Genomic DNA, 22,895 nt, shown 5'->3' with positions numbered 1-22,895 from the left:
CACATAAACAATGCTTAAGCTGAAATATAAAGTAAAGCTAATGTAAATATGCCATTTTCTTAGTGTGGTGCGCTAACCGGCAACCCGCTATCAGACAACTCCGGTATTATCGTTCCTTTACAGTTTATTGAAGCCCATTCTCACTTTCGGCTTATCATTTCACTGCTACCGGCCGCGATCGCCGGCACGTCTCGTTTATCGACACGCAATTTAACAGAACAAAACCCTAGTAAAATTATAGTTCATGAAATTATGAACCACAAAATAACTTTACCTTTGCTTATCATAACTAAAATCCCCCTTTACGACATGCATTTGCACCAAAGGCGTGCAAAACCCTTCAAAAGCAACTACGCCAGGAGTACATTGGGCGGGTTGCGGCGTCCCACGGTAGGAGCGCCCCTATCCCAGCAAAAGGCTCAACTTTTTATGTCCCCCATTGAGAAATCCAGCAAACTGGACAACGTCTGCTATGACATTCGCGGCCCGGTGCTTAAAGAAGCTAAACGTCTTGAAGAAGAAGGCAACAAAGTCCTGAAACTGAACATCGGCAACCCTGCCCCGTTCGGTTTCGACGCCCCGGACGAAATCCTGGTCGACGTGATCCGCAATCTGCCCACGGCGCAAGGTTACTCCGACTCCAAGGGCCTCTTCTCGGCGCGTAAAGCGATCATGCAGCACTATCAGGCGCGCAACATGCGTGACGTGACCGTTGAGGATATCTACATTGGCAACGGCGTCTCCGAGCTGATCGTTCAATCCATGCAGGCGCTGCTCAACAGCGGCGACGAAATGCTGGTGCCGGCGCCGGACTATCCGCTGTGGACCGCCGCGGTCTCGCTGTCCGGCGGCAAGGCCGTACATTACCTGTGCGATGAGCAGGCCGGCTGGTTCCCGGATCTGGACGACATCATCAGCAAGATCACCCCGCGCACCCGCGGCATCGTGATCATCAACCCGAACAACCCGACCGGCGCGGTGTACAGTAAAGCGCTGCTGGAGCAGATCGTCGAGATCGCCCGCCAACACAACCTGATCATCTTCGCCGACGAAATCTACGACAAGATCCTGTATGACGAAGCGGAGCATCATTCGATCGCTGCGCTGGCGCCGGATCTGTTGACCGTGACCTTCAACGGCCTGTCGAAAACCTACCGCGTGGCGGGCTTCCGTCAGGGCTGGATGGTGCTGAACGGGCCGAAGAAGCACGCCAAAGGCTATATCGAAGGGCTGGAGATGCTGGCTTCGATGCGCCTGTGCGCCAACGTGCCGATGCAGCACGCCATTCAGACCGCGCTGGGCGGTTATCAAAGCATCAGCGAATTCATTCAGCCCGGCGGCCGTCTGTACGAACAGCGCAACCGCACCTGGGAACTGCTCAACGACATTCCGGGCGTCTCATGCGTGAAGCCGCAGGGCGCGCTGTATATGTTCCCGCGCATCGATGCCAAACGCTTCAATATCCATGACGACCAGAAACTGGTGCTGGATCTGCTGCTGCAGGAAAAAGTGCTGCTGGTGCAGGGGACCGCATTCAACTGGCCCTACCCGGATCACGTGCGTATCGTCACCCTGCCGCGCGTAGACGAGCTGGAAATGGCGGTCGGCAAGCTGGGCCGCTTCCTTGAAGGCTACCATCAGTAATCGCCTGGGGCGCAGCGCCTTGCTGCGCCCTTCTCTCATTGCCCGGTTGCAAAATTCGCCGTCACTGCTTCACAATGGAGCCCTCACTTGCCGTTAAAGAGAGCACCATGAGCCAGAGCCATTTCTTCGCCCATCTGTCCCGCCTGAAACTGATCAACCGCTGGCCACTGATGCGCAACGTGCGTACCGAGAACGTCTCCGAACACAGTCTGCAGGTGGCCTTTGTCGCCCACGCATTGGCGGTGATCAAGAACCGCAAATTCAACGGCAACCTCAACGCCGATCGCGTTGCCCTGCTGGCGATGTACCACGACGCCAGCGAAGTGATCACCGGCGACATGCCGACGCCGATCAAGTACTACAATCCGCAGATCGCCCATGAGTACAAGAAGATCGAAAAGATCGCCCAGCAAAAGCTGCTGGACATGATCCCCGCTGAGCTGCGCAACGATTTCCGCACCATTCTCGATGAGCACTACTACAGCGAAGATGAAAAGCAGGTGGTGAAGCAGGCGGACGCACTGTGCGCCTATCTGAAATGCCTGGAGGAGCTGTCTGCCGGCAACAACGAATTCACCCTGGCCAAGGCGCGGCTGGATAAAACCCTGGAGCAGCGCCGCAGCCCGGAAATGGACTACTTCATGGAGGTATTCATTCCCAGCTTCAGCCTGTCATTGGACGAAATCAGCCTCGACAGCTCGCTGTAACCCCGCCGGCGCAGCCTCGCTGCGCCGTTAAAAACCGTAGAGCCACGGCACCACAATCACGCTGACCGCCATCACCAACAGGGTGAACGGCACGCCGAGCCGCACGAAATCGCCGAACTTGTAATTGCCCGGCCCCAGCACCAGCGTATTGACCGGTGAAGAGACCGGCGTCATAAAGGCGGCGGACGCGGCGACGGCGATAATCATCGCGAACGGGTATGGCGATACCCCCATTTCGCGCGCGGCGGCGATGGCGATCGGCGCCATCAGCACCGCCGTCGCGGTGTTGGAAATAAACAGGCCGATGGTGGCGCACAAGACGAACAGGCACAGCAGCATCACGCGCGGCCCCGCGCCGCCGGCGACGTCCATCAGCCCGCTGACGATCAGATCCACCCCGCCGGTCTTTTGCAGCGCCTGCGCGAACGGCATCATGCCGACGATCAAAATAATGCTCGGCCAATGGATCGATTTATAGGCGCTCTCCATATCAATACAGCGGAACTTGCCCATCAACAAACAGGCGATCAGCGCCGCGATTGGGTTGGGGATTTCGTCGGTCAGCATCATCGCCACCATCAGCGCCAGACAAAACAGCGCGTGCGGCGCCTGCGTGATGGCCGGTGCCACTTCGTCCACCTCGGCCGGCAGATTGAGCACGATAAAGTCGTGGGTTTTGGCCTGCAGCTGACGAATCGCCTTCCAGTCGCCGATCACCAGCAAGATGTCGCCCAGTTCCAGCGGCTCGTCCACCAATTTGCCGCCCAGCGTCTCGCCGTGGCGGCGGATGCCCACCACGTTCAGATCGTAGCGGCTGCGGAACGCCGCTTCGCGCAGGCTTTTACCCAGCAGCGCCGAGTCCGGGATCAGCGAGACCTCCGCCATGCCGACGTTGCGCGACTGTTCCGAGAAGTAATCACCGCGCAGCACCATCGGCTCCAGCCGCTGTTCGCCGCAGAATTCGCGCAGATCGACCTGGCTGTCCGACATGTCGATCAAGAGGACGTCGCCCTCGCGCAGCTCGGTGCTGCCGGAGGCGCTGACCATCACCCGCCGGAAGCGTTTCCAGCGCTCGATGCCCACCACGTTGGCGCCATAGCGCGCACGCAGGTGCAGCTCGTCCAGCGAACGCCCGATCAGCGGCGAAGCGCTGCGGACAGCCAGCCGCCGCGCACGGCCGGTCAGCTTGTAATCGCGGATCAGGTCACGGAAGGAGCGGCGCTGCCAGTCGTCGCCGGCTTTGCCCGTGTCACTGCTGCCCAGCCAACGGCGGGCGATCAGCATGTAGCCAACGCCCAGCGCCAGCACCACCAGGCCGATAGGCGTCACGCTGAAGAAACCGAAACCATGGATGCCTTCGCGCACCAGTTCGCTGTTGACCACCATGTTGGGCGGCGTGGCCACCAGCGTCATCATGCCGCTGATAAGCCCGGCGAAACTGAGCGGCATCATCAGCCGCCCCGGCGCGATCTTCATTCTCGCCGTCACGCTGAGCACCACCGGGATAAAGATCGCCACCACGCCGGTCGAGCTCATAAATGCCCCGAGCCCGGCGACCGTCACCATCAGCAGCATCAACATTTTGGTTTCGCTGCTGCCGGCGACTTTGACCAGCCAGTCGCCCACCTGATAAGCCACGCCAGTGCGCACCAGCCCTTCGCCGATCACGAACAGCGCGGCGATCAAAATCACGTTGGGATCGCTGAAACCGACCGTCGCCTCCTGCAGGCTGAGCGTGCCGCTCAGCACGAAAGCGATGATCACCAACAGCGCCACCACGTCCATACGCAGCTTGTTGGTGGTAAACAGCACGATGGCAATCAGCAGTAAACTCAGCACCCACAGTAATTCGCTGTTCAAAACGGCCTCATCCGGCAAATGTCCAAAGGCCTAAAAAATAGCATAAAAAAACCCCGCCGAGGCGGGGTCTAATCAATTAGGGTGAAGATAATGCCACTTAGGCCAGCCGGCGAACGATCGCGCCCTGCGCCGTTTTATCGACGGCGATCTGCGCCAGCGAATCCAGCCGCAGGTCGACCTGCTCCAGCTTCGGCGCATCGGCCGGGGCGTTGACCGCAATCACCTGGCAACCCGCCGCCAGGCCGGAGAGAATGCCGGCCGGTGCGTCTTCGACCACCACGCACTCGTGCGGCGCCAGCCCTAGGCGCTCGGCGCCCAGCAGATAGGCGTCGGGCTGCGGTTTACCGTGTTTAACCTGCTCAGCGGTGATGAACACCGCCGGCTGCGGCAAGCCGCCGGCCTGGCGGCGGGCGCTCGCCACCGGCACCGAACCGGAGGTGACGATCGCCCAAGGGATGCCGAGCGCGTTCAGGCGCTCCAGCAATGCAATGGCGCCCGGCAGCGCGCGAACGCCGTCGGTATCCTGCGCTTCCACCTGCTCCAGCAATTGGAATTCACGCTGAATTTCCGCTTCGCTTTCGCCCGGCATAAAGTGGCGCAGAGAAGTAATGGCCTGTTTACCGTGAATGAAGTCCAGCACCGTTTGCGGGTCGACGCCGCGGCGCTCGGCCCAGTGCGTCCAGGCGCGCTCTACCGCCGGCAGCGAATCCACCAGGGTGCCATCAAGATCGAACAGAAAACCCTTACACTCCACAGAAAACCTCTTCTTAATCAAGCATTGATGATTTGCGCTATCTCAACGGCGCTCAAATGATACTGGCGCGGGCAGGCCTGCCAAATCGCCAGCATACGCTGATATTTTTCCCACATTTTGGTCTGGGCGTTAAAACCGTGGCTGCCGGAATCAAAGTGAGTATAGCGCCCCTCGGTGCTAACCAGGAAACGCACGTAACTCAGGTAGCGCGCCTCGGTCGCGGCATCGAAACCGAGAAACGCCAGGCGGCGCTCGTCCAGATCCTGCTTCTCTTTCAGGTTGCCCCAGGAAACCTGCAGCGCATGATGCATCTCCATCACGTTGATGATGGTGCGGCACACCTCTTCGCTCAGTTCGCCGAAGTCGCGATCCAGCTCGCGCATTTGCAAACCGAAGCCGCGTTCGACGATGGTTTGCAACCGGCGATAACGATCGCCGTTGTCCGGATCGAGCAGGGTCATCATCTTGTACTGATTCGACAGGATCAGCCGCTGGGCGTTGGTCATTTCCATCAGGATTTCCTCATTTCTGTGTGATGGCGGGAGCATCGCACAGCGCAAGAACGCAGGAAATCACAACTCGACCGTTCTTTGATTTAAACCGGGGTTATTGGCGCTTTGACGAGAAAGGCCGCATCAGCGCGGCCTTTTTTCATTTACAGATCGTCGAGGAAGGTTTTGTCCAGCTGCTTGAAGGCGCGCTTGAGCAAATCAGCCAACGTCTGATAGGTCGGCGTGCCTTCGAGCGGCGCTACCGCCTGCCCGGCTTCCGTCAGCTTGTTGCGCACCTCATGGAACCATTGCAACAGCGTCGGCGGCAGCGGCGTAACAGAGCGGCGCCCCAGCCACCACAAGCCCTGCATCGGCAGGCTGCAAGCGAACAGCGCGGTGGCGATCGCCGGGCCGAGCTGGCCGCCGAGCGCGATCTGCCAGGTCAGCGTGAAAATCGCCAACGGCGGCATGAAACGAATAGCGAAACGGGTGGCACGCGCAACGCGGTTCTCCGGAAAGACCGGTGCCAGACGTTTGTCTGACGGCCAGGTTTTCATATAATGCTGCCCGCGCTGGAAGACCTGAAACCAGCTTACGGAACCGGACGGTTTGCTCGTCATTGCGTACCTCAACGTCACGTAAAGAAACTAAAAGCGTGCTGCCAGAGACCATACTAAAAAATTTGAAGCTTTAAATTTATTTTGTGTTTGCACCGGGCTATCGGTATCCTAAGCCGGCCTTGTGGCCGGTAGAAGATGACGTAAATTTTGTCAACTTTTAGCCCTATAAAAATCAAGATTATTTAAACCGCAGAGAAATCATCGGTTTTTCCATCATCCTGTGATTTGTGCACTTCACATGATGTTAATCATAAATGTCATCGGCACTATGCGCTACGCTTGTTGTCTGATTGACGATTAATTCACCACGTGTGTTCGATTTTCTTTTAACAACACGACTATTTAAGTAGGTACTTCCATGTCGAGTAAGCTAGTACTGGTTCTTAACTGCGGCAGTTCTTCTCTGAAATTCGCCATCATCGATGCCGTTAACGGCGACGAATTCCTCTCCGGTTTGGCCGAGTGTTTCCACCTGCCTGAAGCTCGCATCAAGTGGAAAATGGACGGCGCCAAACACGAAGCTGCCCTGGGGGCCGGCGCTGCACACAGCGAAGCGCTGAACTTCATTGTTAATACTATTCTGGCACAAAAACCAGAGCTTTCCGCGCAGCTGACCGCCATCGGCCACCGCATCGTGCACGGCGGCGAGAAGTTCACCGCCTCCGCCGTGATCAACGACGAAGTTCTGCAGGGTATCAAAGATTCCGTGCCGTTTGCACCACTGCACAACCCAGCTCACCTGATCGGCATCGCGGAAGCGCTGAAATCCTTCCCTCACCTGGCTGACAAGAACGTTGCCGTGTTCGACACCGCGTTCCACCAGACCATGCCGGAAGAATCTTACCTGTACGCCCTGCCGTACAGCCTGTATCGCGACCACGGCGTTCGCCGCTACGGCGCACACGGCACCAGCCACTTCTACGTGACTCAGGAAGCCGCGAAGATGCTGAACAAGCCGGTGGAAGAAGTGAACGTGATCACTTGCCACCTGGGCAACGGCGGTTCCGTCACCGCAGTGCGCAACGGCCAGTGCGTTGACACCTCCATGGGTCTGACCCCGCTGGAAGGCCTGGTAATGGGCACCCGCAGCGGTGACATCGATCCGGCTATCATCTTCCACCTGCACGATTCTCTGGGCATGAGCGTTGATCAGATCAACAAGATGCTGACCAAAGAATCCGGTCTGCTGGGCCTGACCGAAGTCACCAGCGACTGCCGTTACGTTGAAGACAACTACGACAGCAAAGCCGACGCCAAACGCGCCATGGACGTGTTCTGCCACCGTCTGGCCAAATACGTCGGCGCCTACAGCGCGCTGATGGAAGGCCGTCTGGACGCGGTGATCTTCACCGGCGGCATCGGCGAGAACGCCGGCATGGTGCGTGAGCTGACCCTGAACAAACTGGGCCTGCTGGGCTTCGAAATCGACCACGACCGCAACATGGCCGCTCGCTTCGGCAAATCCGGCGCCATCACCAAAGACGGCAGCCGCCTGGCGTTGGTGATCCCGACCAACGAAGAGTTGGTCATCGCGCAGGACGCATCCCGCCTGACCGCGTAATGCTCTCAAAACACCGTCAGCCCAGGCTGACGGTGTTGTTTTAGCCTCATGTTAATCGTGAAGAGGACTATTCTGTGTCACGTACTATTATGTTGATCCCCACCGGCACCAGCGTCGGCCTGACCAGCGTCAGCCTGGGTGTCATCCGCTCCATGGAGCAAAAAGGCGTTCGTCTGAGCGTGTTCAAGCCTATCGCTCAACCGCGCACCGGCGACAACGCACTCGACCAGACCACCACCATCATCCGCAGCAACTCCACCATCCCGGCGGCCGAACCGCTGCGCATGGATTACGTTGAGGGCCTGCTGAGCTCCAACCAGCAAGACGTGCTGATGGAAGAGATCGTGGCGCGCTACCACGAGAACACCAAAGACGCGGAAGTGGTGCTGATCGAAGGCCTGGTGCCGACCCGCAAACACCAGTTCGCCAACGCGCTGAACTACGAGATCGCCAAAACCCTGAACGCCGAGATCGTCTTCGTGCTGGCGCTGGGCAACGACTCCCCGGCGCAGCTGAAAGAGCGCATCGAACTGGCGCGCACCAGCTTCGGCGGCAGCAAGAACAAAAACATCACCGGCGTGATCATCAACAAGCTGAACGCACCGGTCGACGATCAGGGCCGCACCCGTCCTGACCTGTCCGAAATCTTCGACGACTCCACCAAGGCCAGCATCGCCCATGTCGATCCTGCGCAGCTGTTCGCCAACAGCCCGCTGCCGGTTCTGGGCTGCGTGCCGTGGAGCTTCGATCTGATCGCCACCCGCGCCATCGACATGGCTCGCCACCTGAAGGCCCGCGTGGTCAACGAAGGCGACATCATGACCCGCCGCGTGAAGTCCGTGACCTTCTGTGCGCGCAGCATTCCGCACATGCTGGAACACTTCCGCCCAGGCTCCCTGCTGGTGACCTCCGCAGACCGTCCTGACGTACTGGTCTCCGCCTGCCTGGCGGCGATGAACGGCGTGGAAATCGGCGCTATCCTGCTGACCGGCGGCTACGCCATCGACGAGCCGATCAAGAAGCTGTGCGAACGCGCCTTCCAGACCGGCCTGCCGGTGTTCATGGTCGACACCAACACCTGGCAGACCTCGCTGAGCCTGCAGAGCTTCAACCTCGAAGTGCCGGCGGACGACCACCAGCGCATCGAGAAAGTGCAGAACTACGTGGCCAGCCACATCAGCACCGAGTGGATCGATTCGCTGACCGCCACCTCCGAGCGTTCACGCCGCCTGTCTCCACCGGCGTTCCGTTACGAGCTGACCGAACTGGCGCGTAAAGCCGGCAAGCGCATCGTGCTGCCGGAAGGCGATGAGCCGCGCACCGTGAAAGCGGCGGCCATCTGTGCCGAACGCGGCATCGCGGAATGCGTGCTGCTCGGCAACCCGGACGAGATCCAGCGCGTCGCGGCGGCGCAAGGCGTTGAGCTGGGCAAAGGCATCGAAATCGTCGATCCGGTCGCCGTGCGTGAAAACTACGTGCCGCGTCTGGTTGAGCTGCGCAAGAGCAAGGGCATGACCGAAGTGGTCGCGCGCGAGCAGCTGGAAGACAACGTGGTGCTCGGCACCCTGATGCTGGAACAAGGCGAAGTCGACGGTCTGGTCTCCGGCGCGGTTCACACCACCGCCAACACCATCCGTCCGCCGTTGCAGCTGATCAAAACCGCGCCGGGCAGCTCGCTGGTGTCCTCCGTGTTCTTCATGCTGCTGCCTGACCAGGTACTGGTCTACGGCGACTGCGCGATCAACCCGGATCCGACCGCCGAGCAGCTGTCTGAAATCGCCATCCAGTCTGCGGATTCCGCCGCGGCCTTCGGCATTGAGCCGCGCGTAGCGATGATCTCCTACTCCACCGGCAACTCCGGTGCGGGCAGCGACGTCGAGAAAGTGCGCGAAGCGACCCGTCTGGCGCAGGAAAAACGCCCGGACCTGATCATCGACGGCCCGCTGCAGTACGACGCCGCCATCATGGCCGACGTTGCCAAATCCAAGGCGCCGAACTCACCGGTGGCCGGCCAGGCGACCGTGTTCATCTTCCCGGATCTGAACACCGGCAACACCACCTACAAAGCGGTACAGCGTTCCGCTGACCTGGTCTCCATTGGGCCGATGCTGCAAGGCATGCGCAAGCCGGTGAACGACCTGTCGCGCGGCGCACTGGTTGACGATATCGTCTACACCGTTGCGCTGACGGCGATCCAGTCTTCCCAGGCTGACGCTGCCGCCGCCAAGGCCTGATATTCTTCAGGTTGAGCGATAAAAAAGCGCCGGTCATTGACCGGCGCTTTTCTTTTGCGTTCCCTAACGCGCCAGCAACTGCCCGGCAGCCTCCAGAATATGCTCGGCGGTCAGGCCGTACTCCTGCTGTAAAAACGCCTGAGTGCCCACCTGGCCGTAACGCTCCTTCACCCCCACGCGCCGCATCGGCGTCGGGCACTCCTCCGCCAGCACTTCCGCCACCGCCGATCCCAGCCCGTTATGAATGCTGTGGTTTTCACAGGTGACGATGCGTCCGGTCTTGGCCGCGTAGGTTTTGATCAGTTCACGGTCAATAGGCTTGAGGGTGAACATATCGATCACCGCCGCGCTGACGCCCTGCCGCGCCAGCATCTCCGCCGCCTTCAGCGCCTCCGCCACCATGATGCCGTTGGCGATCAGCGTGATATCGTCGCCGTCGCGCAGCAGGTTGCCCTTGCCGATGGTAAAGCGCGAGCCCTCCTGGTAGATGCGCGTCGCCTGCTTGCGGATGGTGCGCACCCAATAGAAGCCGCGCAGATCCATCAGCTGGCGCAGAACGTCGGCGAACATGGTGGCGTCGGTCACCTCCAGCACCACCGAATGCGCCAGCCCGCGCACGATGCCCATGTCTTCGAACGACATGTGGGTGCCGCCGTTGTGGCAGGCGCTCACCCCCGCGTCGGAGGCGATCACCTTGACGTTGTTGCGCTGGTAATCCAGCGACATGAACAGCTGATCGAAACAGCGGCGGCTGGCGAAGGCGGTGAAGGTGTGCACGAACGGCACCCGGCCGGTGAGCGACAGCCCGGCGGCGACGCCGATCACGTTGGCCTCCATGATGCCGCAGTTGATCACGTGCTGCGGGTGATCCTGGTGCACGCCGTCCATCGCCATCGAGCTCATCAAATCCGCCTCCAGCGCGATGATCGGCGCGCCCGCCTCAATCTGCCGCCGCACCGCGCCGGCGTAGACTTTGCGCATTTCGACGGTGTCGTTTTCCAACTGCGTCACTACGTTAAACATGGGCGGCCTCCAGTTCGGCGATGGCTTTTTCAATCTCCAGCTGCACGTCCGGCGTCAGGCGCAGGTGGTGTGAGTTCGACAGGTTTTCCAGATAGGTCACGCCCTGCCCCTTGATGCTGTCGAGCACGATCGCCAGCGGCCGCTGTTCACCGCCGCGCGCCGGCGCTACCGCCGCCAGCAGCGCCGCGATGTCGTCGCCCTTGACAGTCTGCACCTCAAAGCCGAAGGCGCGGAACTTGGCGGCCAGATCGAACGGTTGGATCACCTCGTCCAGCGCGCCGTCCAGCTGCTGTTTGTTGTAATCGATGAACAGCGTCAGGTTGTTCAGGTTGTGGTGGGCGATAAACTGGAACGCCTCCCAGCACTGTCCTTCATTCAGCTCCCCGTCGCCGAGAATGCTGAACACCCGATTGCGCCGCCCCGCCAGCCGATGGGATAACGCCATGCCGGCGGCGATCGACACGCCCTGCCCCAGTGAGCCGGTGGTGGCGTCCACGCCGCGCGTGCGCAGCCGATCCGGGTGGCTCGGCAGGCGCGTGCCGTTCTGGTTGAGGGTCTTCAGTTCCGCCAGCGGGAAGTAGCCCTTGATCGCCAGCGTGCTGTACAGCGCCGGGCCGGCGTGCCCTTTCGACAGCACAAAGTCATCGCGCTCCGGCCAGTCCGGATCCGCCGGATCGATGCGCATCACGCCGCCGTACAGCACCGCCAGCGTCTCCACCACCGACATGCAGCCGCCATAGTGGCCGAAGCCCAGCCCGGTCAGCGCTTTCAGCGTTTCCAGGCGGATCGCGCGCGCCAGGGCACGCAGCTCTTCAATTTCCGTTTCGCTCGTTGTGTCGTTCATCAGTCTGCCCTCGTTATTTCTCGACGCGGTCAGCGGCCGGCGCGCCTTTGCGTTTTCCCAGGAAGTTATGCGCCACCAGCAGCGCGAACACGGCGACGATCGCCAACATGATCATCTCCTTCGACATAAAGCGCGCCATATTGCCCAGCAGGATGCCGATCGCGCCGAAGTCGGCGTCGGAGAAGGTGGTGTTGGCAAAACCAAGCGCCCCCAACACCGGCAGCAGCAGCACCGGCAGGAAGGTGATCAGCAGCCCGTTGGCAAAGGCGCCCAGCATCGCGCCGCGCCGCCCGCCGGTCGCGTTGCCGAACACCCCGGCGGTAGCGCCGGTGAAGAAATGCGGCACCACGCCGGGCAGGATCAGCACCATCTTCAGTTGCCCCAGCAGGAACAGCCCGGCCAACCCGCCAAGGAAGCTGAACAGGAAGCCGATCAGCACCGCGTTGGGGGCATAGGGATAAACCACCGGACAATCCAACGCCGGCCGCGCGTTAGGCACCAGTTTTTCCGAGAAGCCGGTGAACGCCGGCACGATCTCCGCCAGAATCAAGCGCACGCCCTGCAGAATGATGAACACCCCGGCGGCGAAGGTGATGGCCTGGATAATCGAGTACACCAGGTAGTTCTGGCCGCCGCTGAGCTCGCTTTCCACATAGGCCCGCCCGGCGCAGATAGCCAGGATTAGGTAGATGACGATCATGGTCATCGAGATCGAAATGGAACTGTCGCGCAGGAAGCTGAGATTTTTCGGCAGGTTCATCTCTTCGGTCGAGCGCGAGTTTTTCCCCACTTTCGAGCCGATCCAACCGGACAGCACATAGCCCAGGGTGCCGAAGTGGCCGAAGGCGATATCGTCGTTGCCGGTGATGCGGCGCATATAGCGCTGGGCAATCGCCGGGAAGAACGCCATCACCAGCCCCAGGGTCAACGCGCCGGTAAACACCAGCTGCACGCCCTCGAAGCCTGCCACCGTCAGGATGATGCCGATCATGCAGGCCATGTAGAAGGTGTGGTGGCCGGTGAGGAAGATGTATTTCAGCCGGGTGAAGCGCGCCACCACGATGTTCGCCACCATGCCGAACGCCATGATCAAGGCGGTGGAAGCGCCGTATTTCTCCAGCGCGATAGAGACGATCGCTTCGTTGTTAGGAATGATGCCCTGAATATTAAACGCGTGTTCGAACATGCCGCCCAACGGATTGAGCGACCCGACCAATACCGTGGCGCCGCCGCCCAACACGATAAAGCCGAGAATGGTTTTTACCGTGCCTTTCACCACGTCGGAAAAGGATTTCTTTTGCGCCAGCAAACCGATCAGCGCAATAAGCCCGACCAGCACCGAAGGCACCTTTAATATATCCACCACAAACTTGAGCGTTTCCTGGATAAACATATCCACCTCGCCAATCGTTTTATTCAGAGGATTGAGTGGGCTTCGAAGTAAGCGCGCAGCTTGGCTTCCAGCTCATTGATGTCGATGATGTTGCTGATCACCACCAGCTGCTCGGCCGGCACGCTGGCGCTGTCGGCAATGTCTTTTGCCATCACGAACACGTCGGCCGCGCCGGGAGTGGCGGACGACAGATCGGAGTGTTCAACCTCGGCCTCCACCCCCATCTTTTTCAGCACCTTTTTAATGTTCATTTCCACCATAAAGCTGCTGCCGAGACCTGAACCGCAAATCGCCATGATTTTCATGATATCCACCTGTTGAATTTAGCGTGTAGGGTAGCGCCGCCGGTCATATTCCCGGCGTTGTTAGCATTAATAATGTTCCTGGTGATTAAACGTTAATAGCGGGCGATAATATCCTCGATTTGCCGTTTATCTTTGGCGTGAAATAACGCCTCCATGGCCTGGTTATCGGAAAATAATTCCGCCAGTTGCGAAATCAATTCGATGTGGCTGTTGCTGTCGGGTGCGGAAAGCATCACCACTACCTGAACCGGATCGTTATCCGCGGAATGAAAGTTCACCCCCTGATGGATCTTCAACAGCGATAACCCCAGCGCGTTGGCGCCCAGCTCCGGCCGGGCGTGTGGCATGGCGATGCCCGGCGCCAGGACGAAGTAAGGGCCGAGCTTCTCCTGCTGATGAAAGATGGCCGTCAGGTAATTCGGCGTAATCACACCGTCTTGCAGCAGCGGCTGCGCGCTCAGCGTTACCGCCTGGCGCCAGTCCTCCACCCGTTCGCACAGCTGTATATGATCGGCGGTCAGCCACTCTTTCAGCACGTTATCCTCCCGAGAGTCGATGATTGCGGCCGGTGATTAATTCACCGGCGACGGTAAAACTTTAATCAACCCCTCCTGGCCACACAGTGATGGATATCACAAAGATAGCGCTACCAAAGCGCTATCATGCAGATCTGTGATAGCGCTATCAAAACGCCGTGCTGCGGTATGACGTTAACCACAATTTTTTCTCGCTCTTTCGGGTAACGGGGTAGAATGTGCCGCATACGGGGATCGTCGAAGCCGCGCCGTCGGCTTCCCACCCTCACCATTTTTATGCGCCGCGCGCGCATTTCAGTCGGGATTTGGCATGTCGATCGGTAAAAAACGACGCAGCACGGGCAGGGTGACGTTGGCTGATGTAGCGCAGCTGGCGGGCGTCGGCACCATGACGGTGTCGCGCGCGCTGCGCACGCCGGAGCAGGTTTCAGACAAACTGCGCGAGAAGATTGAAGCCGCGGTGAGCGAGTTGGGGTATCTGCCCAACCTGGCCGCCAGTTCGCTGGCGTCGGCCTCCTCCTACACCATCGCCATGGTGGTGCCCAGCCTGTCCGAATCCGGCTGCGCCGAGATGTTCGCCGGCCTGCAGAAAGTGCTGCAGCCCGCTGGCTATCACATCATGCTGGCGGAGTCGCAGCACCACCTGGAACGCGAGGAGAAACTGCTGGAGACCCTGCTCTCTTACAACCTGGCGGCGGCGGTGCTGCTCAGCGTCGAGCATTCGCAAAATGCCCGCAACGCGTTGATCGCCGCCAACATTCCGGTGGTGGAGATCGGCGCCGTACGCGCCGATCCGATCGACATGAGCATCGGCATCGATTACGTGGCGGCCATGTATCAGCTGACGCAAACGGTGATCGCCAGCGGCTATCAGAACATCGGGCTGCTGTGCGCCAATCAGGAACAGTGGATTTTCCAGCAGCACCTGCAGGGCTGGCACAAGGCGCTGCTGCGCAACCATATGTCGCCGCATCGGGTGATCAACGCCGCGCAGCCCGCCAGCTTCAGCACCGGCGCGCAGCAGCTGCCGGAATTCTTGCTGGCCTGGCCGGAGCTGGACGCGCTGGTGTGCGCCTCGGACGAACTGGCGGGCGGCGCGCTGTATGAATGCCAGCGGCGGCGCATCAAGGTGCCGGACAATCTGGCGGTGGTGGGATTCGGCAACAGCGAGTTCAGCCGGGTGTGCCAGCCGCCGCTGACCACCATGACCATTCCGCATCGCGATATCGGCATTCAGGCCGGTCAGGCGCTGCTGGCGAGGCTGAACGAGCAACCCTGGCAGCCGGCAGGTTCCCTGCCCGCCACGCTGTGCCGCCGCGACAGCTGCTGAATCCACAGCATAAAAAAAGCCGGTCGATGACCGGCTTTCCTCACGCGTTGGCGTCTCAGTGGTTATCGAGCGGCTTACCGTAATCCTGCTCGTTGTTGCGCGTCAGCCACAGCGACAGCGCCTTCAGCGAATCCGGGGTAAACTCGTCGCAGCGCGCGGTGATCTCTTCCGGCGTCAGCCAGCACACTTCAGCCACTTCTTCTTCCTGCAGCGCGAACGGGCCGTGCGATACGCAGCTGAACAGCGCGCCCCACACCCGGCACTGCTCTTCTTCGAAGTAGAACAGACCGTGTTCGGCGAAAGGCACGCCGGCGATGCCCAGCTCCTCTTCCGCCTCGCGGCGCGCCGAGTCCAGCACGTTTTCACCGCTTTGCACTACGCCGCCCGCCGTCGCGTCCAGCCAGCCCGGGTAGAAGTCCTTGATCTCGGTGCGACGCTGCACCAGAATTTTTCCCATCCCATCATGCACCACAATATAGGTAGCACGATGACGCAGCCGCTCCGCCCGCATCTGTTGACGACTGGATTGCGCAATCACCTCGTTTTGCTCGTCGACGATATCAACCCATTCGGTATCTGCAGCCTGACCCTGTTCCGCCATCCTCTAAAACCTTCTATTTTGGCGCGATGCATCCCGCGCGCTGGTTAATCAATGAGTGTTTTTCAAAGATTTTTATTGTGTGTGTATAAATTAGTGCGTTTAGCGTGTTAACGCCACCTCCGCGACGACCTTGCCGTCGTCGAGCGCCAGCACGCGCAAAGTGCCCCGATCCAACATGCCGTAGCTGGCCGGAAACCCCCCTTTCGGGATGCTGACCGAGCCCGGATTGAAGCAATAGATCTCACCCTGCCGCTCCGCCTGCGGCAGATGCGTATGGCCGTAGGCCAGGACGTCACCGCGGGATAACGGCGGCAGTGCCGAGGGATGATAAAGGTGACCGTGGGTCAAAAACAATCGTCTTTTTTGCAGTACAACCTGTTGCCAGGGCGCCTCGATAGGGAACGTCAGCAGCATCTGATCGACCTCGCTGTCGCAATTGCCGCGAACAGCGATGATCTTGTCGCTATAGCGGTTCAATCGTTCGGCAACCTGAGCGGGCTGATACCCAGCCGGCAGCGCGTTGCGCGGGCCGTGATTCAGCAAATCGCCCAGAAGAATCAGCCAGTCGGCGCCCTGTTGTGCGAACAATTCCAGCACGCGTTCGGTAGCCGGCAGCGATCCGTGGATATCCGAGGCGAACATCAGCTTCATAACCTTGTCCTATAGAGGGAAATAAGCGCCATTTTACCGCGCCGGCGCCGTGCGGCAAACCGCCGCCCGCCCCGGTGTAGAATTGTGATCCAACTGTGCAGATAGCATCGGACGAATCCCACATAGCCTGCTATCCTTAGCTGCTATTGTTGGATCTCTGATATACCTTTGTGCGCGGCGAAGACCGCAGCAACGTGTAATGAATTACAGATCACCTTACCGCAGGAGGCAACATGATTGACCTGTATTACGCGCCTACTCCCAATGGTCACAAGATCACCTTGTTTCTGGAAGAGGTCGGCTTGCCCTACCGTATCCATCGCGTAAACATCAGCGCCGGCGAGCAGTTCAAACCGGACTTTCTGAGCATTTCTCCCAACAACAAAATCCCGGCGATTGTCGATCAGCAACCGGTGGACGGCGGCGCGCCAATCAGCCTGTTCGAGTCCGGGGAAATCCTGCTGTATCTGGCGGAGAAGACCGGCAAGCTGCTGAGCAAGGGCCTGCGCGAACGCGCCGCCACCCTGCAGTGGCTGTTCTGGCAGGTGGCCGGATTCGGGCCGATGCTCGGGCAGAATCACCACTTTAACCACTACGCGCCGCAGCCGGTGCCTTACGCCATCGAGCGTTACCATCTGGAAACCAAACGGCTGTACGGCGTGCTGGACGCTGAACTGCAAAAACACCCGTACCTGGGCGGCGATAACTACAGCATCGCCGATATCGCCACCTACCCGTGGGTGGTGTCGCATCCGCGCCAGCGCATCGATCTGGCAGATTACCCGGCGGTGCGCAACTGGTTCGAGCGCATCAGCAACCGCCCGGCGACCGAGCGCGCCTACAAACTGGCCGAACAAGCCTAAGCGCCTCCTCCGACTCCCCGTCGGCCGGGGAGTCACATCGTCCTCACGTTATCATTTCCTTACTTTCCGTGTATTCTGAACGCTAATAATCAGACCTATGGAGAATCTCTGATGTCTTTCAGTCAACCCGACGCCGTTATTCGCATTAAAAATCTGCGGCTGCGCACGTTCATCGGTATCAAGGAAGAGGAAATCAACAACCGGCAGGACGTGCTGATCAACGTGGTGATCCACTACCCGGCGGACAAGGCGCGCAACAGCGAAGACATCGCCGACGCGCTCAACTACCGCACCATCACCAAAGCGATCATCCGCCATGTGGAAGATAACCGTTTCGCGTTGCTGGAAAAATTAACGCAGGATGTGCTCGACATCGTAAAAGAACACGCCTGGGTAACCTATGCTGAAGTGGAGATAGATAAACTTCTGGCTCTGCGCTACGCCGATTCGGTCTCCATGACCATGAGCTACCGCCGGGGCTAACTCAGGGAGGTAGACCATGCGGATCCTGATCACCGGCGCAACGGGATTGATAGGCAGCAGCCTGACGGCAAGACTGCTGGCGCTTTCTCACCACATTACGGTACTGACCCGCGACGAGCGGCGCGCCCGAGCCAAACTGGGCGATCGGCCGAGCTATTGGCAAACGCTGGACGACCGGCAGTCGCTGGATGACTTCGACGCGGTGATCAACCTGGCCGGCGAACCTATCGCCGACAAGCGCTGGAGCGCGCAGCAGAAAGAGCGCCTGTGCCGCAGCCGCTGGGATCTGACCGAACGCCTGGCGCAGCTGATCAAAGCCGGCAGCACGCCGCCCGGCGTGCTGATTTCCGGTTCCGCCGTCGGCTACTACGGCGATCAGGGGCAGGCGGTGGTCACCGAAGAGGAGCCGCCGCACGACGAATTCACCCACCAGCTGTGCCAGCGCTGGGAAACGCTGGCGCTGCAGGCGCAGAGCGACGCCACCCGCGTCTGCCTGCTGCGCACCGGCGTGGTGCTGGCGCCACAGGGCGGCGCGCTGGCCAAAATGCTGCCGCCGTTCCGCTTCGGACTGGGCGGCCCGATCGGCGACGGCCGCCAATATCTGCCGTGGATCCATCTCGACGACATGGTCAACGGCATTATTTATCTGCTGGATCACGCCACCCTGAGCGGCCCGTTCAACATGGTGGCTCCTTACCCGGTGCATAACGAACAGTTCGCCGCCCAATTGGCCAACGTGCTCGATCGCCCGGCGTTTCTGCGGGTGCCGGCGTTCGTCATGCGTTTGTTGATGGGGGAAGCGGCGGTGCTGGTGCTCGGCGGCCAGCGGGCGGTGCCGAAGCGCCTGGAAGAAGCCGGCTTCCACTTCCGCTATCTGGAGTTGGAACAGGCGTTGGATGACGTTGTCAATCAGCGGGCCGAAGCCCGCTGATCTGAGGTTACTTCAACGCGCCGGACAGGAACTGCTGCAGGCGCGGGCTTTTGGGGTTGCCGAACAGCTCGGCCGGCGGCCCCTGTTCTTCAATCAACCCTTTGTGCAGGAAGATCACGTGGTTGGAAACGTGGCGCGCAAACTCCATTTCGTGCGTCACCACCACCATGGTCTTCCCCTCCTCCGCCAGCTTCTGCATGATGCGCAGCACCTCGCCCACCAGTTCGGGATCCAGCGCCGACGTCGGTTCGTCAAACAGCAGCACCTCCGGCTCCATCGCCAATGCGCGGGCGATAGAGACGCGCTGCTGCTGACCGCCCGACAGGTGCACCGGGTATTTGCCGCGCGCCCGCTCGTCGATGCCCACTTTGTCCAGGTAGCGCACCGCGCGCTCGTGCGCGTCGGCCTTGCTCAGCCCCAGCACCTGCACCGGCGCTTCCATCACGTTCTCCAGCACCGTCATGTGGCTCCACAGGTTAAAGTGCTGGAACACCATGGTCAGGCGGGTGCGCAGCAGCTGCAGCTGCTTCTTGTCGAATACCTTCAGCTGGCCGTCCTTGTCGCGCACCATGCGAATATCTTCGTTGTTCAGACTGATCGAACCTTCGCTCGGCTTCTCAAGGAAGTTGATGCAGCGCAGAAAGGTGCTTTTGCCGGAGCCGGATGAGCCGATGATGCTGATCACATCCCCGGCGTTGGCCGCCAGCGAGACGCCCTTCAGCACTTCGTGGTCGCCATAGCGTTTGTGCAGTTCCGTGACGGCTAATTTATTCTCAGACATGGTTTTCTTCCCGTCATTTATCAGTGACTAACGTGTGCCATCCAGCGTTTCTCAGCTTTGCGGAACAGGCTGATTAACACGTAGGAGATGATCAGATACAGCACCGCCGCGATGCCGAAGGCGTAGAACGGCTGATAGGTCGCGGCGTTGATGTCGCGCGCGATCTTCAGCAGATCCGGCACGGTGGCGGTAAACGCCAGCGCGGTGGAATGCAGCATCAGGATCACCTCGTTGCTGTAAGCCGGCAGCGCGGTGCGCAGCGCCGAAGGCAAAATGATGCAGCGATACATCTTGAAGCGCGAGAAACCGTAGGCGTTGGCGGCCTCGATTTCACCGTGCGGCACCGAGCGGATCGCCCCGGCGAAGATCTCGGTGGTATAAGCGCAGGTGTTGAGCGTCAGCGCCAGGATGGTGCAGTTGAGCCCGCTGCGGAAAAACGCATTGAGAAACTCGCTGCCGCGCACGATCTCGAGGCTGTACATGCCGGAGTAGAACACCAGCAGCTGCACGTACAGCGGCGTACCGCGAAACACATAGGTGTAGAGCCACACCGGGAAACGCACCCAGCGAAGGGAAGACACGCGCGCCACCGCCATCGGGATCGCCAGCAGCCCGCCCATCACCACTGAAGCGATCAGCAGCCACAGCGTGATCGCCACGCCGGTAAAGCGGTAGCCGTCGCTCCACAGCAGCGACTGCCAGTACTGTTGCAGGATATCGATCATAGCTCGGCCCTCTTGACGCCCAGTGAGTAACGCCGTTCAAGCCACAGCAGCACGCCGTTGGAAACGGTAGTGAAGACCAGATACACCACGCCGGCCACGATGGCGAAGAAGAACGGCTGATAGGTGCCTTTCCCCGCCAGCTGCGTGGCTTTGACCACGTCGTTCAGGCCGAGAATCGACACCAGCGCCGTCGCCTTCAGGATCACCTGCCAGTTGTTGCCGATGCCCGGCAGGGCAAAACGCATCATCGCCGGGAACAGAATGCGCCGGAAGATCTGCGCGCCGCTGAAGCCATAGGCCGTCGCCGCTTCGATCTGCCCTTTCGGCACCGCCAGATAAGCGCCGCGGAAGGTCTCGGTAAAATAAGCGCCGTAGATAAAGCCGAGGGTTATGATGCCGGCGCCGAGCGGATCGATATCGATCTGCGCGAAGCCCAGCAGCGTAGTGATATTGTTCAGCGCGATTTGCAGACCATAAAAGATCAGCAGCATCAGCACCAGATCGGGCACGCCGCGGATCAGCGTGGTATAGGCGCCGAACAGGCCGGAGATAAAGGGGTTATGAGACAGTTTGCCACCGGCGCCGATCAGGCCGATCACCACCGCCAGCAGCACGGAACTGAGGGCCAGCTCCAGCGTCACCAGAGCCCCCTCGAAAATCAGTTGGGAATAGCCTTGCAGCATCTACTTCACCCTGTGGTCTAGGATCCGAACCATCGGGGCCGGCACGCCGGCCCCACAGTCACAGCATGGAACGGTAAGCGGATTACCCGCCATAGACGTCAAAGTCGAAGTACTTTTTCGCGTATTTGTCGTAGGTGCCGTCTTTGCGCATCTCGGCGAAAGCTTTGTCCAGCGCCGCCTTCAGCTCGGTATCGGTCTTGCGCAGCCCCATGCCGGTGCCGACGCCGAAGAACTTGTCATCCTTCACCGATTCGCCGGCGAACGCATAGTCTTTGCCCGGCGGCTGTTTCAGGAAGCCGTCGCTGCCCGCCACTTCATCCTGGAAGGCGGCGTCGATACGCCCGGAAGCCAAATCGGCGTAAACCAGATCCTGGTTCTGGTAAGGCACGACGGTGATGCCCTTCGGCTGCCACATGGCGTTGGCGTAGGCTTCCTGGGTAGTGCCCTGCAACACGCCCACGCTCTTGCCTTTCAGGGCGTCCACGGTAGGCAACAGCTTGGATCCTTTCGGCGCGATCAGACGCGCGTTGGCGGCATACAGCTTGTCGGTAAAGGCGATTTCCTGCTGGCGTTTTTCGGTGATGGACAGCGAAGAGATGATGGCGTCGATTTTCTTCGCCTTGAGGGATGGGATCAGCGCGTCGAAGTCGCTCTCCACGAAGGTGCATTGGGTATTGATGCGTTTGCACAGCTCTTTGGCCAAATCGATGTCAAAGCCAACCAATTCGCCTTTGGCGTTTTTGGATTCAAACGGTGCGTAAGTCGGATCGGTGCCAATCTTCAGCGTGGAAGGAATGGCGGCAAAGGCGCTGCTGGCGGCGCTCAAAGCCAGAACTAACGGCAAAATCAAAACCCGCTTTTTCATAAATTACCCTCAAATTGATTTTTTTGATGCCACTACGGGCATTACTTTTCCCCACCAAATCAATTTGCAGTAATCGTGCCACATTAGGTGCTACGGGCGGAGGGAACGGCTCCGGCCTTCACAATACTGTTTCCTGGGACGATAACCGCAAAATTAAATCGGCCGCTCGGGGCCGCGCCACTGGCAGCCGCGATAAGGCGGCGCCATGAAACAGTGAACGTGATGAAGTGGGATCATTATGGTGCATGCGCCGCCCTAATTCAGTGCGGTGTTGCACAAATGTACCAATTTGGGGATGAAAATGTTAATCAGCGCCCTGCCAGCGGGTGAACAGATCGGCCGGCAGTTCGATATCAAACTGATCGATCACCCGATTGACGGTCTGATCGATGATGTCTTCCACGCTTTTCGGCTGGTGGTAAAACGCCGGCACCGGCGGCATGATCACCGCCCCCATCTCCGCCGCCTGCGTCATCAGCCGCAGGTGCCCAAGGTGCAGCGGCGTTTCCCGCACGCACAGCACCAAACGGCGGCGCTCTTTGAGCACCACGTCGGCGGCGCGGGTCAGCAGCCCGTCGCTGTAGCTGTTGACGATGCCGGACAGGGTTTTGATCGAACATGGCAGGATCGCCATACCCAGGGTTTTGAAAGAGCCGGAGGAGATGGCGGCGGCGATATCGCGCGCATCGTGCACCACGTCGGCCAGCGCCTGCACTTCACGCAGACTGTACGGCGTTTCCAGCGCCAGCGTCTGCCGTGCAGCGTTGCTCATCACCAGATGGGTTTCCACCTCTGCGACGTCGCGCAAAACCTGTAACAGGCGCACGCCGTAGATCGCGCCGCTGGCGCCGGAAATGCCGATGATGAGTCGTTTCATGGAAAATGGCCTCTGCCGTAAAAAGTAAGATCAGGCAGACTTTGCCGCAATGGCGAGGGATAAGCAAGTTCACAGGAGCAAGGCGCACCGCCGCAGACGCGGCGATGCCCCCCCCCCCCGAGTAATCAACGCG

At 59.9% G+C, this 22,895-nt stretch carries 24 protein-coding genes; 8 read left to right on the top strand and 16 right to left on the bottom strand.

From position 1 onward, the window contains the following. The first annotated feature begins 429 nt into the window (after positions 1 to 429). Both AC2CGI_RS02190 and yfbR read left to right on the top strand, forming a co-directional pair. Positions 430 to 1,644 (top strand): pyridoxal phosphate-dependent aminotransferase, encoded by a 1,215-nt coding sequence (locus AC2CGI_RS02190; RefSeq protein WP_004936047.1) that lies wholly within the window; start codon positions 430 to 432, stop codon positions 1,642 to 1,644. Between the two features lie 107 nt (positions 1,645 to 1,751). Beyond that, on the top strand, positions 1,752 to 2,351 hold the full coding sequence (gene yfbR / locus AC2CGI_RS02185; protein WP_015378582.1) for a 5'-deoxynucleotidase: 600 nt from the start codon (positions 1,752 to 1,754) through the stop codon (positions 2,349 to 2,351). A 27-nt stretch (positions 2,352 to 2,378) separates the two neighbouring features. On the opposite strand, the gene AC2CGI_RS02180 is transcribed toward yfbR, so the two are convergent. The 4 genes from AC2CGI_RS02180 to yfbV form a co-directional block, all read right to left on the bottom strand. After that, positions 2,379 to 4,229, bottom strand: coding sequence for an SLC13 family permease (locus tag AC2CGI_RS02180; protein WP_076740584.1), 1,851 nt, complete (start codon positions 4,227 to 4,229; stop codon positions 2,379 to 2,381). Positions 4,230 to 4,308: 79 nt separating this feature from the next. Next, the gene (locus AC2CGI_RS02175) at positions 4,309 to 4,965 is read right to left on the bottom strand and encodes a sugar phosphatase (RefSeq protein ID WP_076740583.1); all 657 of its coding nucleotides are present in this window, start codon (positions 4,963 to 4,965) and stop codon (positions 4,309 to 4,311) included. 17 nt (positions 4,966 to 4,982) lie between these two features. Further along, entirely contained in the window at positions 4,983 to 5,477 is a 495-nt protein-coding gene (locus AC2CGI_RS02170; protein ID WP_004936059.1) for a YfbU family protein, read from the bottom strand. Positions 5,478 to 5,620: 143 nt separating this feature from the next. Further along, on the bottom strand, positions 5,621 to 6,076 hold the full coding sequence (gene yfbV / locus AC2CGI_RS02165) for a terminus macrodomain insulation protein YfbV (RefSeq protein ID WP_004936061.1): 456 nt from the start codon (positions 6,074 to 6,076) through the stop codon (positions 5,621 to 5,623). A 358-nt stretch (positions 6,077 to 6,434) separates the two neighbouring features. On the opposite strand from yfbV, the gene ackA reads away from it, so the two are divergent. Continuing rightward, positions 6,435 to 7,637: an acetate kinase gene (gene ackA, locus AC2CGI_RS02160; RefSeq protein WP_004936063.1), complete on the top strand. Its 1,203-nt coding sequence runs from the start codon at positions 6,435 to 6,437 to the stop codon at positions 7,635 to 7,637. Positions 7,638 to 7,711: 74 nt separating this feature from the next. Then, positions 7,712 to 9,871, top strand: a complete 2,160-nt coding sequence (gene pta / locus AC2CGI_RS02155) for a phosphate acetyltransferase (protein WP_004936066.1) — start codon at positions 7,712 to 7,714, stop codon at positions 9,869 to 9,871. A gap of 63 nt (positions 9,872 to 9,934) precedes the next feature. Here the strand turns inward: pta and AC2CGI_RS02150 are convergent, their stop codons facing one another. From AC2CGI_RS02150 to AC2CGI_RS02130, 5 genes are all read right to left on the bottom strand, one after another. Next, the gene (locus AC2CGI_RS02150; RefSeq protein ID WP_033632504.1) at positions 9,935 to 10,894 is read right to left on the bottom strand and encodes a transketolase family protein; all 960 of its coding nucleotides are present in this window, start codon (positions 10,892 to 10,894) and stop codon (positions 9,935 to 9,937) included. Continuing rightward, the gene (locus AC2CGI_RS02145; protein ID WP_004936071.1) at positions 10,887 to 11,738 is read right to left on the bottom strand and encodes a transketolase; all 852 of its coding nucleotides are present in this window, start codon (positions 11,736 to 11,738) and stop codon (positions 10,887 to 10,889) included. The genes AC2CGI_RS02150 and AC2CGI_RS02145 overlap by 8 nt, the downstream gene beginning before the upstream one ends. Before the next feature lie 13 nt (positions 11,739 to 11,751). Then, positions 11,752 to 13,131: a PTS ascorbate transporter subunit IIC gene (locus tag AC2CGI_RS02140; protein ID WP_004936074.1), complete on the bottom strand. Its 1,380-nt coding sequence runs from the start codon at positions 13,129 to 13,131 to the stop codon at positions 11,752 to 11,754. Between the two features lie 23 nt (positions 13,132 to 13,154). Next, a complete protein-coding gene (locus AC2CGI_RS02135) occupies positions 13,155 to 13,436 on the bottom strand; it encodes a PTS sugar transporter subunit IIB (RefSeq protein ID WP_015378585.1) in 282 nt (93 codons plus the stop codon). Between the two features lie 92 nt (positions 13,437 to 13,528). Next, positions 13,529 to 13,972: a PTS sugar transporter subunit IIA gene (locus AC2CGI_RS02130; protein ID WP_015378586.1), complete on the bottom strand. Its 444-nt coding sequence runs from the start codon at positions 13,970 to 13,972 to the stop codon at positions 13,529 to 13,531. A gap of 310 nt (positions 13,973 to 14,282) precedes the next feature. Here AC2CGI_RS02130 and AC2CGI_RS02125 point away from each other — a divergent pair, with 310 nt between their 5' ends. After that, positions 14,283 to 15,302 carry a LacI family DNA-binding transcriptional regulator gene (locus AC2CGI_RS02125; protein ID WP_004936083.1) on the top strand — a complete coding sequence of 340 codons (1,020 nt, stop codon included), beginning with the start codon at positions 14,283 to 14,285 and terminating at the stop codon, positions 15,300 to 15,302. 55 nt (positions 15,303 to 15,357) lie between these two features. On the opposite strand, the gene yfcD is transcribed toward AC2CGI_RS02125, so the two are convergent. After that, positions 15,358 to 15,903 (bottom strand): NUDIX hydrolase YfcD, encoded by a 546-nt coding sequence (yfcD, locus tag AC2CGI_RS02120; protein WP_004936086.1) that lies wholly within the window; start codon positions 15,901 to 15,903, stop codon positions 15,358 to 15,360. Between the two features lie 99 nt (positions 15,904 to 16,002). Beyond that, positions 16,003 to 16,554 (bottom strand): phosphodiesterase, encoded by a 552-nt coding sequence (gene yfcE, locus AC2CGI_RS02115; protein WP_004936089.1) that lies wholly within the window; start codon positions 16,552 to 16,554, stop codon positions 16,003 to 16,005. A 233-nt stretch (positions 16,555 to 16,787) separates the two neighbouring features. On the opposite strand from yfcE, the gene yfcG reads away from it, so the two are divergent. The 3 genes from yfcG to AC2CGI_RS02100 all read left to right on the top strand — a co-directional run bounded on the left by yfcG (position 16,788) and on the right by AC2CGI_RS02100 (position 18,831). Beyond that, positions 16,788 to 17,417: a GSH-dependent disulfide bond oxidoreductase gene (gene yfcG / locus AC2CGI_RS02110; RefSeq protein WP_004936091.1), complete on the top strand. Its 630-nt coding sequence runs from the start codon at positions 16,788 to 16,790 to the stop codon at positions 17,415 to 17,417. Between the two features lie 111 nt (positions 17,418 to 17,528). After that, complete coding sequence (gene folX / locus AC2CGI_RS02105) at positions 17,529 to 17,900, top strand: dihydroneopterin triphosphate 2'-epimerase (protein ID WP_004936094.1); 372 nt, start codon at positions 17,529 to 17,531, stop codon at positions 17,898 to 17,900. Positions 17,901 to 17,916: 16 nt separating this feature from the next. Further along, positions 17,917 to 18,831: a TIGR01777 family oxidoreductase gene (locus AC2CGI_RS02100; protein ID WP_076740582.1), complete on the top strand. Its 915-nt coding sequence runs from the start codon at positions 17,917 to 17,919 to the stop codon at positions 18,829 to 18,831. 7 nt (positions 18,832 to 18,838) lie between these two features. Here AC2CGI_RS02100 and hisP read toward each other — a convergent pair whose 3' ends face one another. The 5 genes from hisP to AC2CGI_RS02075 all read right to left on the bottom strand — a co-directional run bounded on the left by hisP (position 18,839) and on the right by AC2CGI_RS02075 (position 22,762). Beyond that, a complete protein-coding gene (gene hisP / locus AC2CGI_RS02095) occupies positions 18,839 to 19,612 on the bottom strand; it encodes a histidine ABC transporter ATP-binding protein HisP (protein ID WP_004936098.1) in 774 nt (257 codons plus the stop codon). A gap of 20 nt (positions 19,613 to 19,632) precedes the next feature. Next, positions 19,633 to 20,337, bottom strand: coding sequence for an ABC transporter permease (locus AC2CGI_RS02090; RefSeq protein WP_015378589.1), 705 nt, complete (start codon positions 20,335 to 20,337; stop codon positions 19,633 to 19,635). Continuing rightward, on the bottom strand, positions 20,334 to 21,020 hold the full coding sequence (locus AC2CGI_RS02085) for a histidine ABC transporter permease HisQ (protein ID WP_015378590.1): 687 nt from the start codon (positions 21,018 to 21,020) through the stop codon (positions 20,334 to 20,336). Before AC2CGI_RS02085 ends, AC2CGI_RS02090 begins: the two co-directional genes overlap by 4 nt. An 82-nt stretch (positions 21,021 to 21,102) precedes the next feature. Beyond that, positions 21,103 to 21,885, bottom strand: a complete 783-nt coding sequence (gene hisJ / locus AC2CGI_RS02080; protein WP_004936109.1) for a histidine ABC transporter substrate-binding protein HisJ — start codon at positions 21,883 to 21,885, stop codon at positions 21,103 to 21,105. A gap of 304 nt (positions 21,886 to 22,189) precedes the next feature. Further along, positions 22,190 to 22,762 (bottom strand): UbiX family flavin prenyltransferase, encoded by a 573-nt coding sequence (locus AC2CGI_RS02075; protein WP_004936112.1) that lies wholly within the window; start codon positions 22,760 to 22,762, stop codon positions 22,190 to 22,192. Positions 22,763 to 22,895 lie beyond the last annotated feature (133 nt).

It is taken from the genome of Serratia sp. LSHTC3, assembly GCF_057197125.1.
The sequence above is the reverse complement of the archived record's forward strand: the minus strand, read 5'-3'. Positions and strand labels throughout refer to the sequence as shown.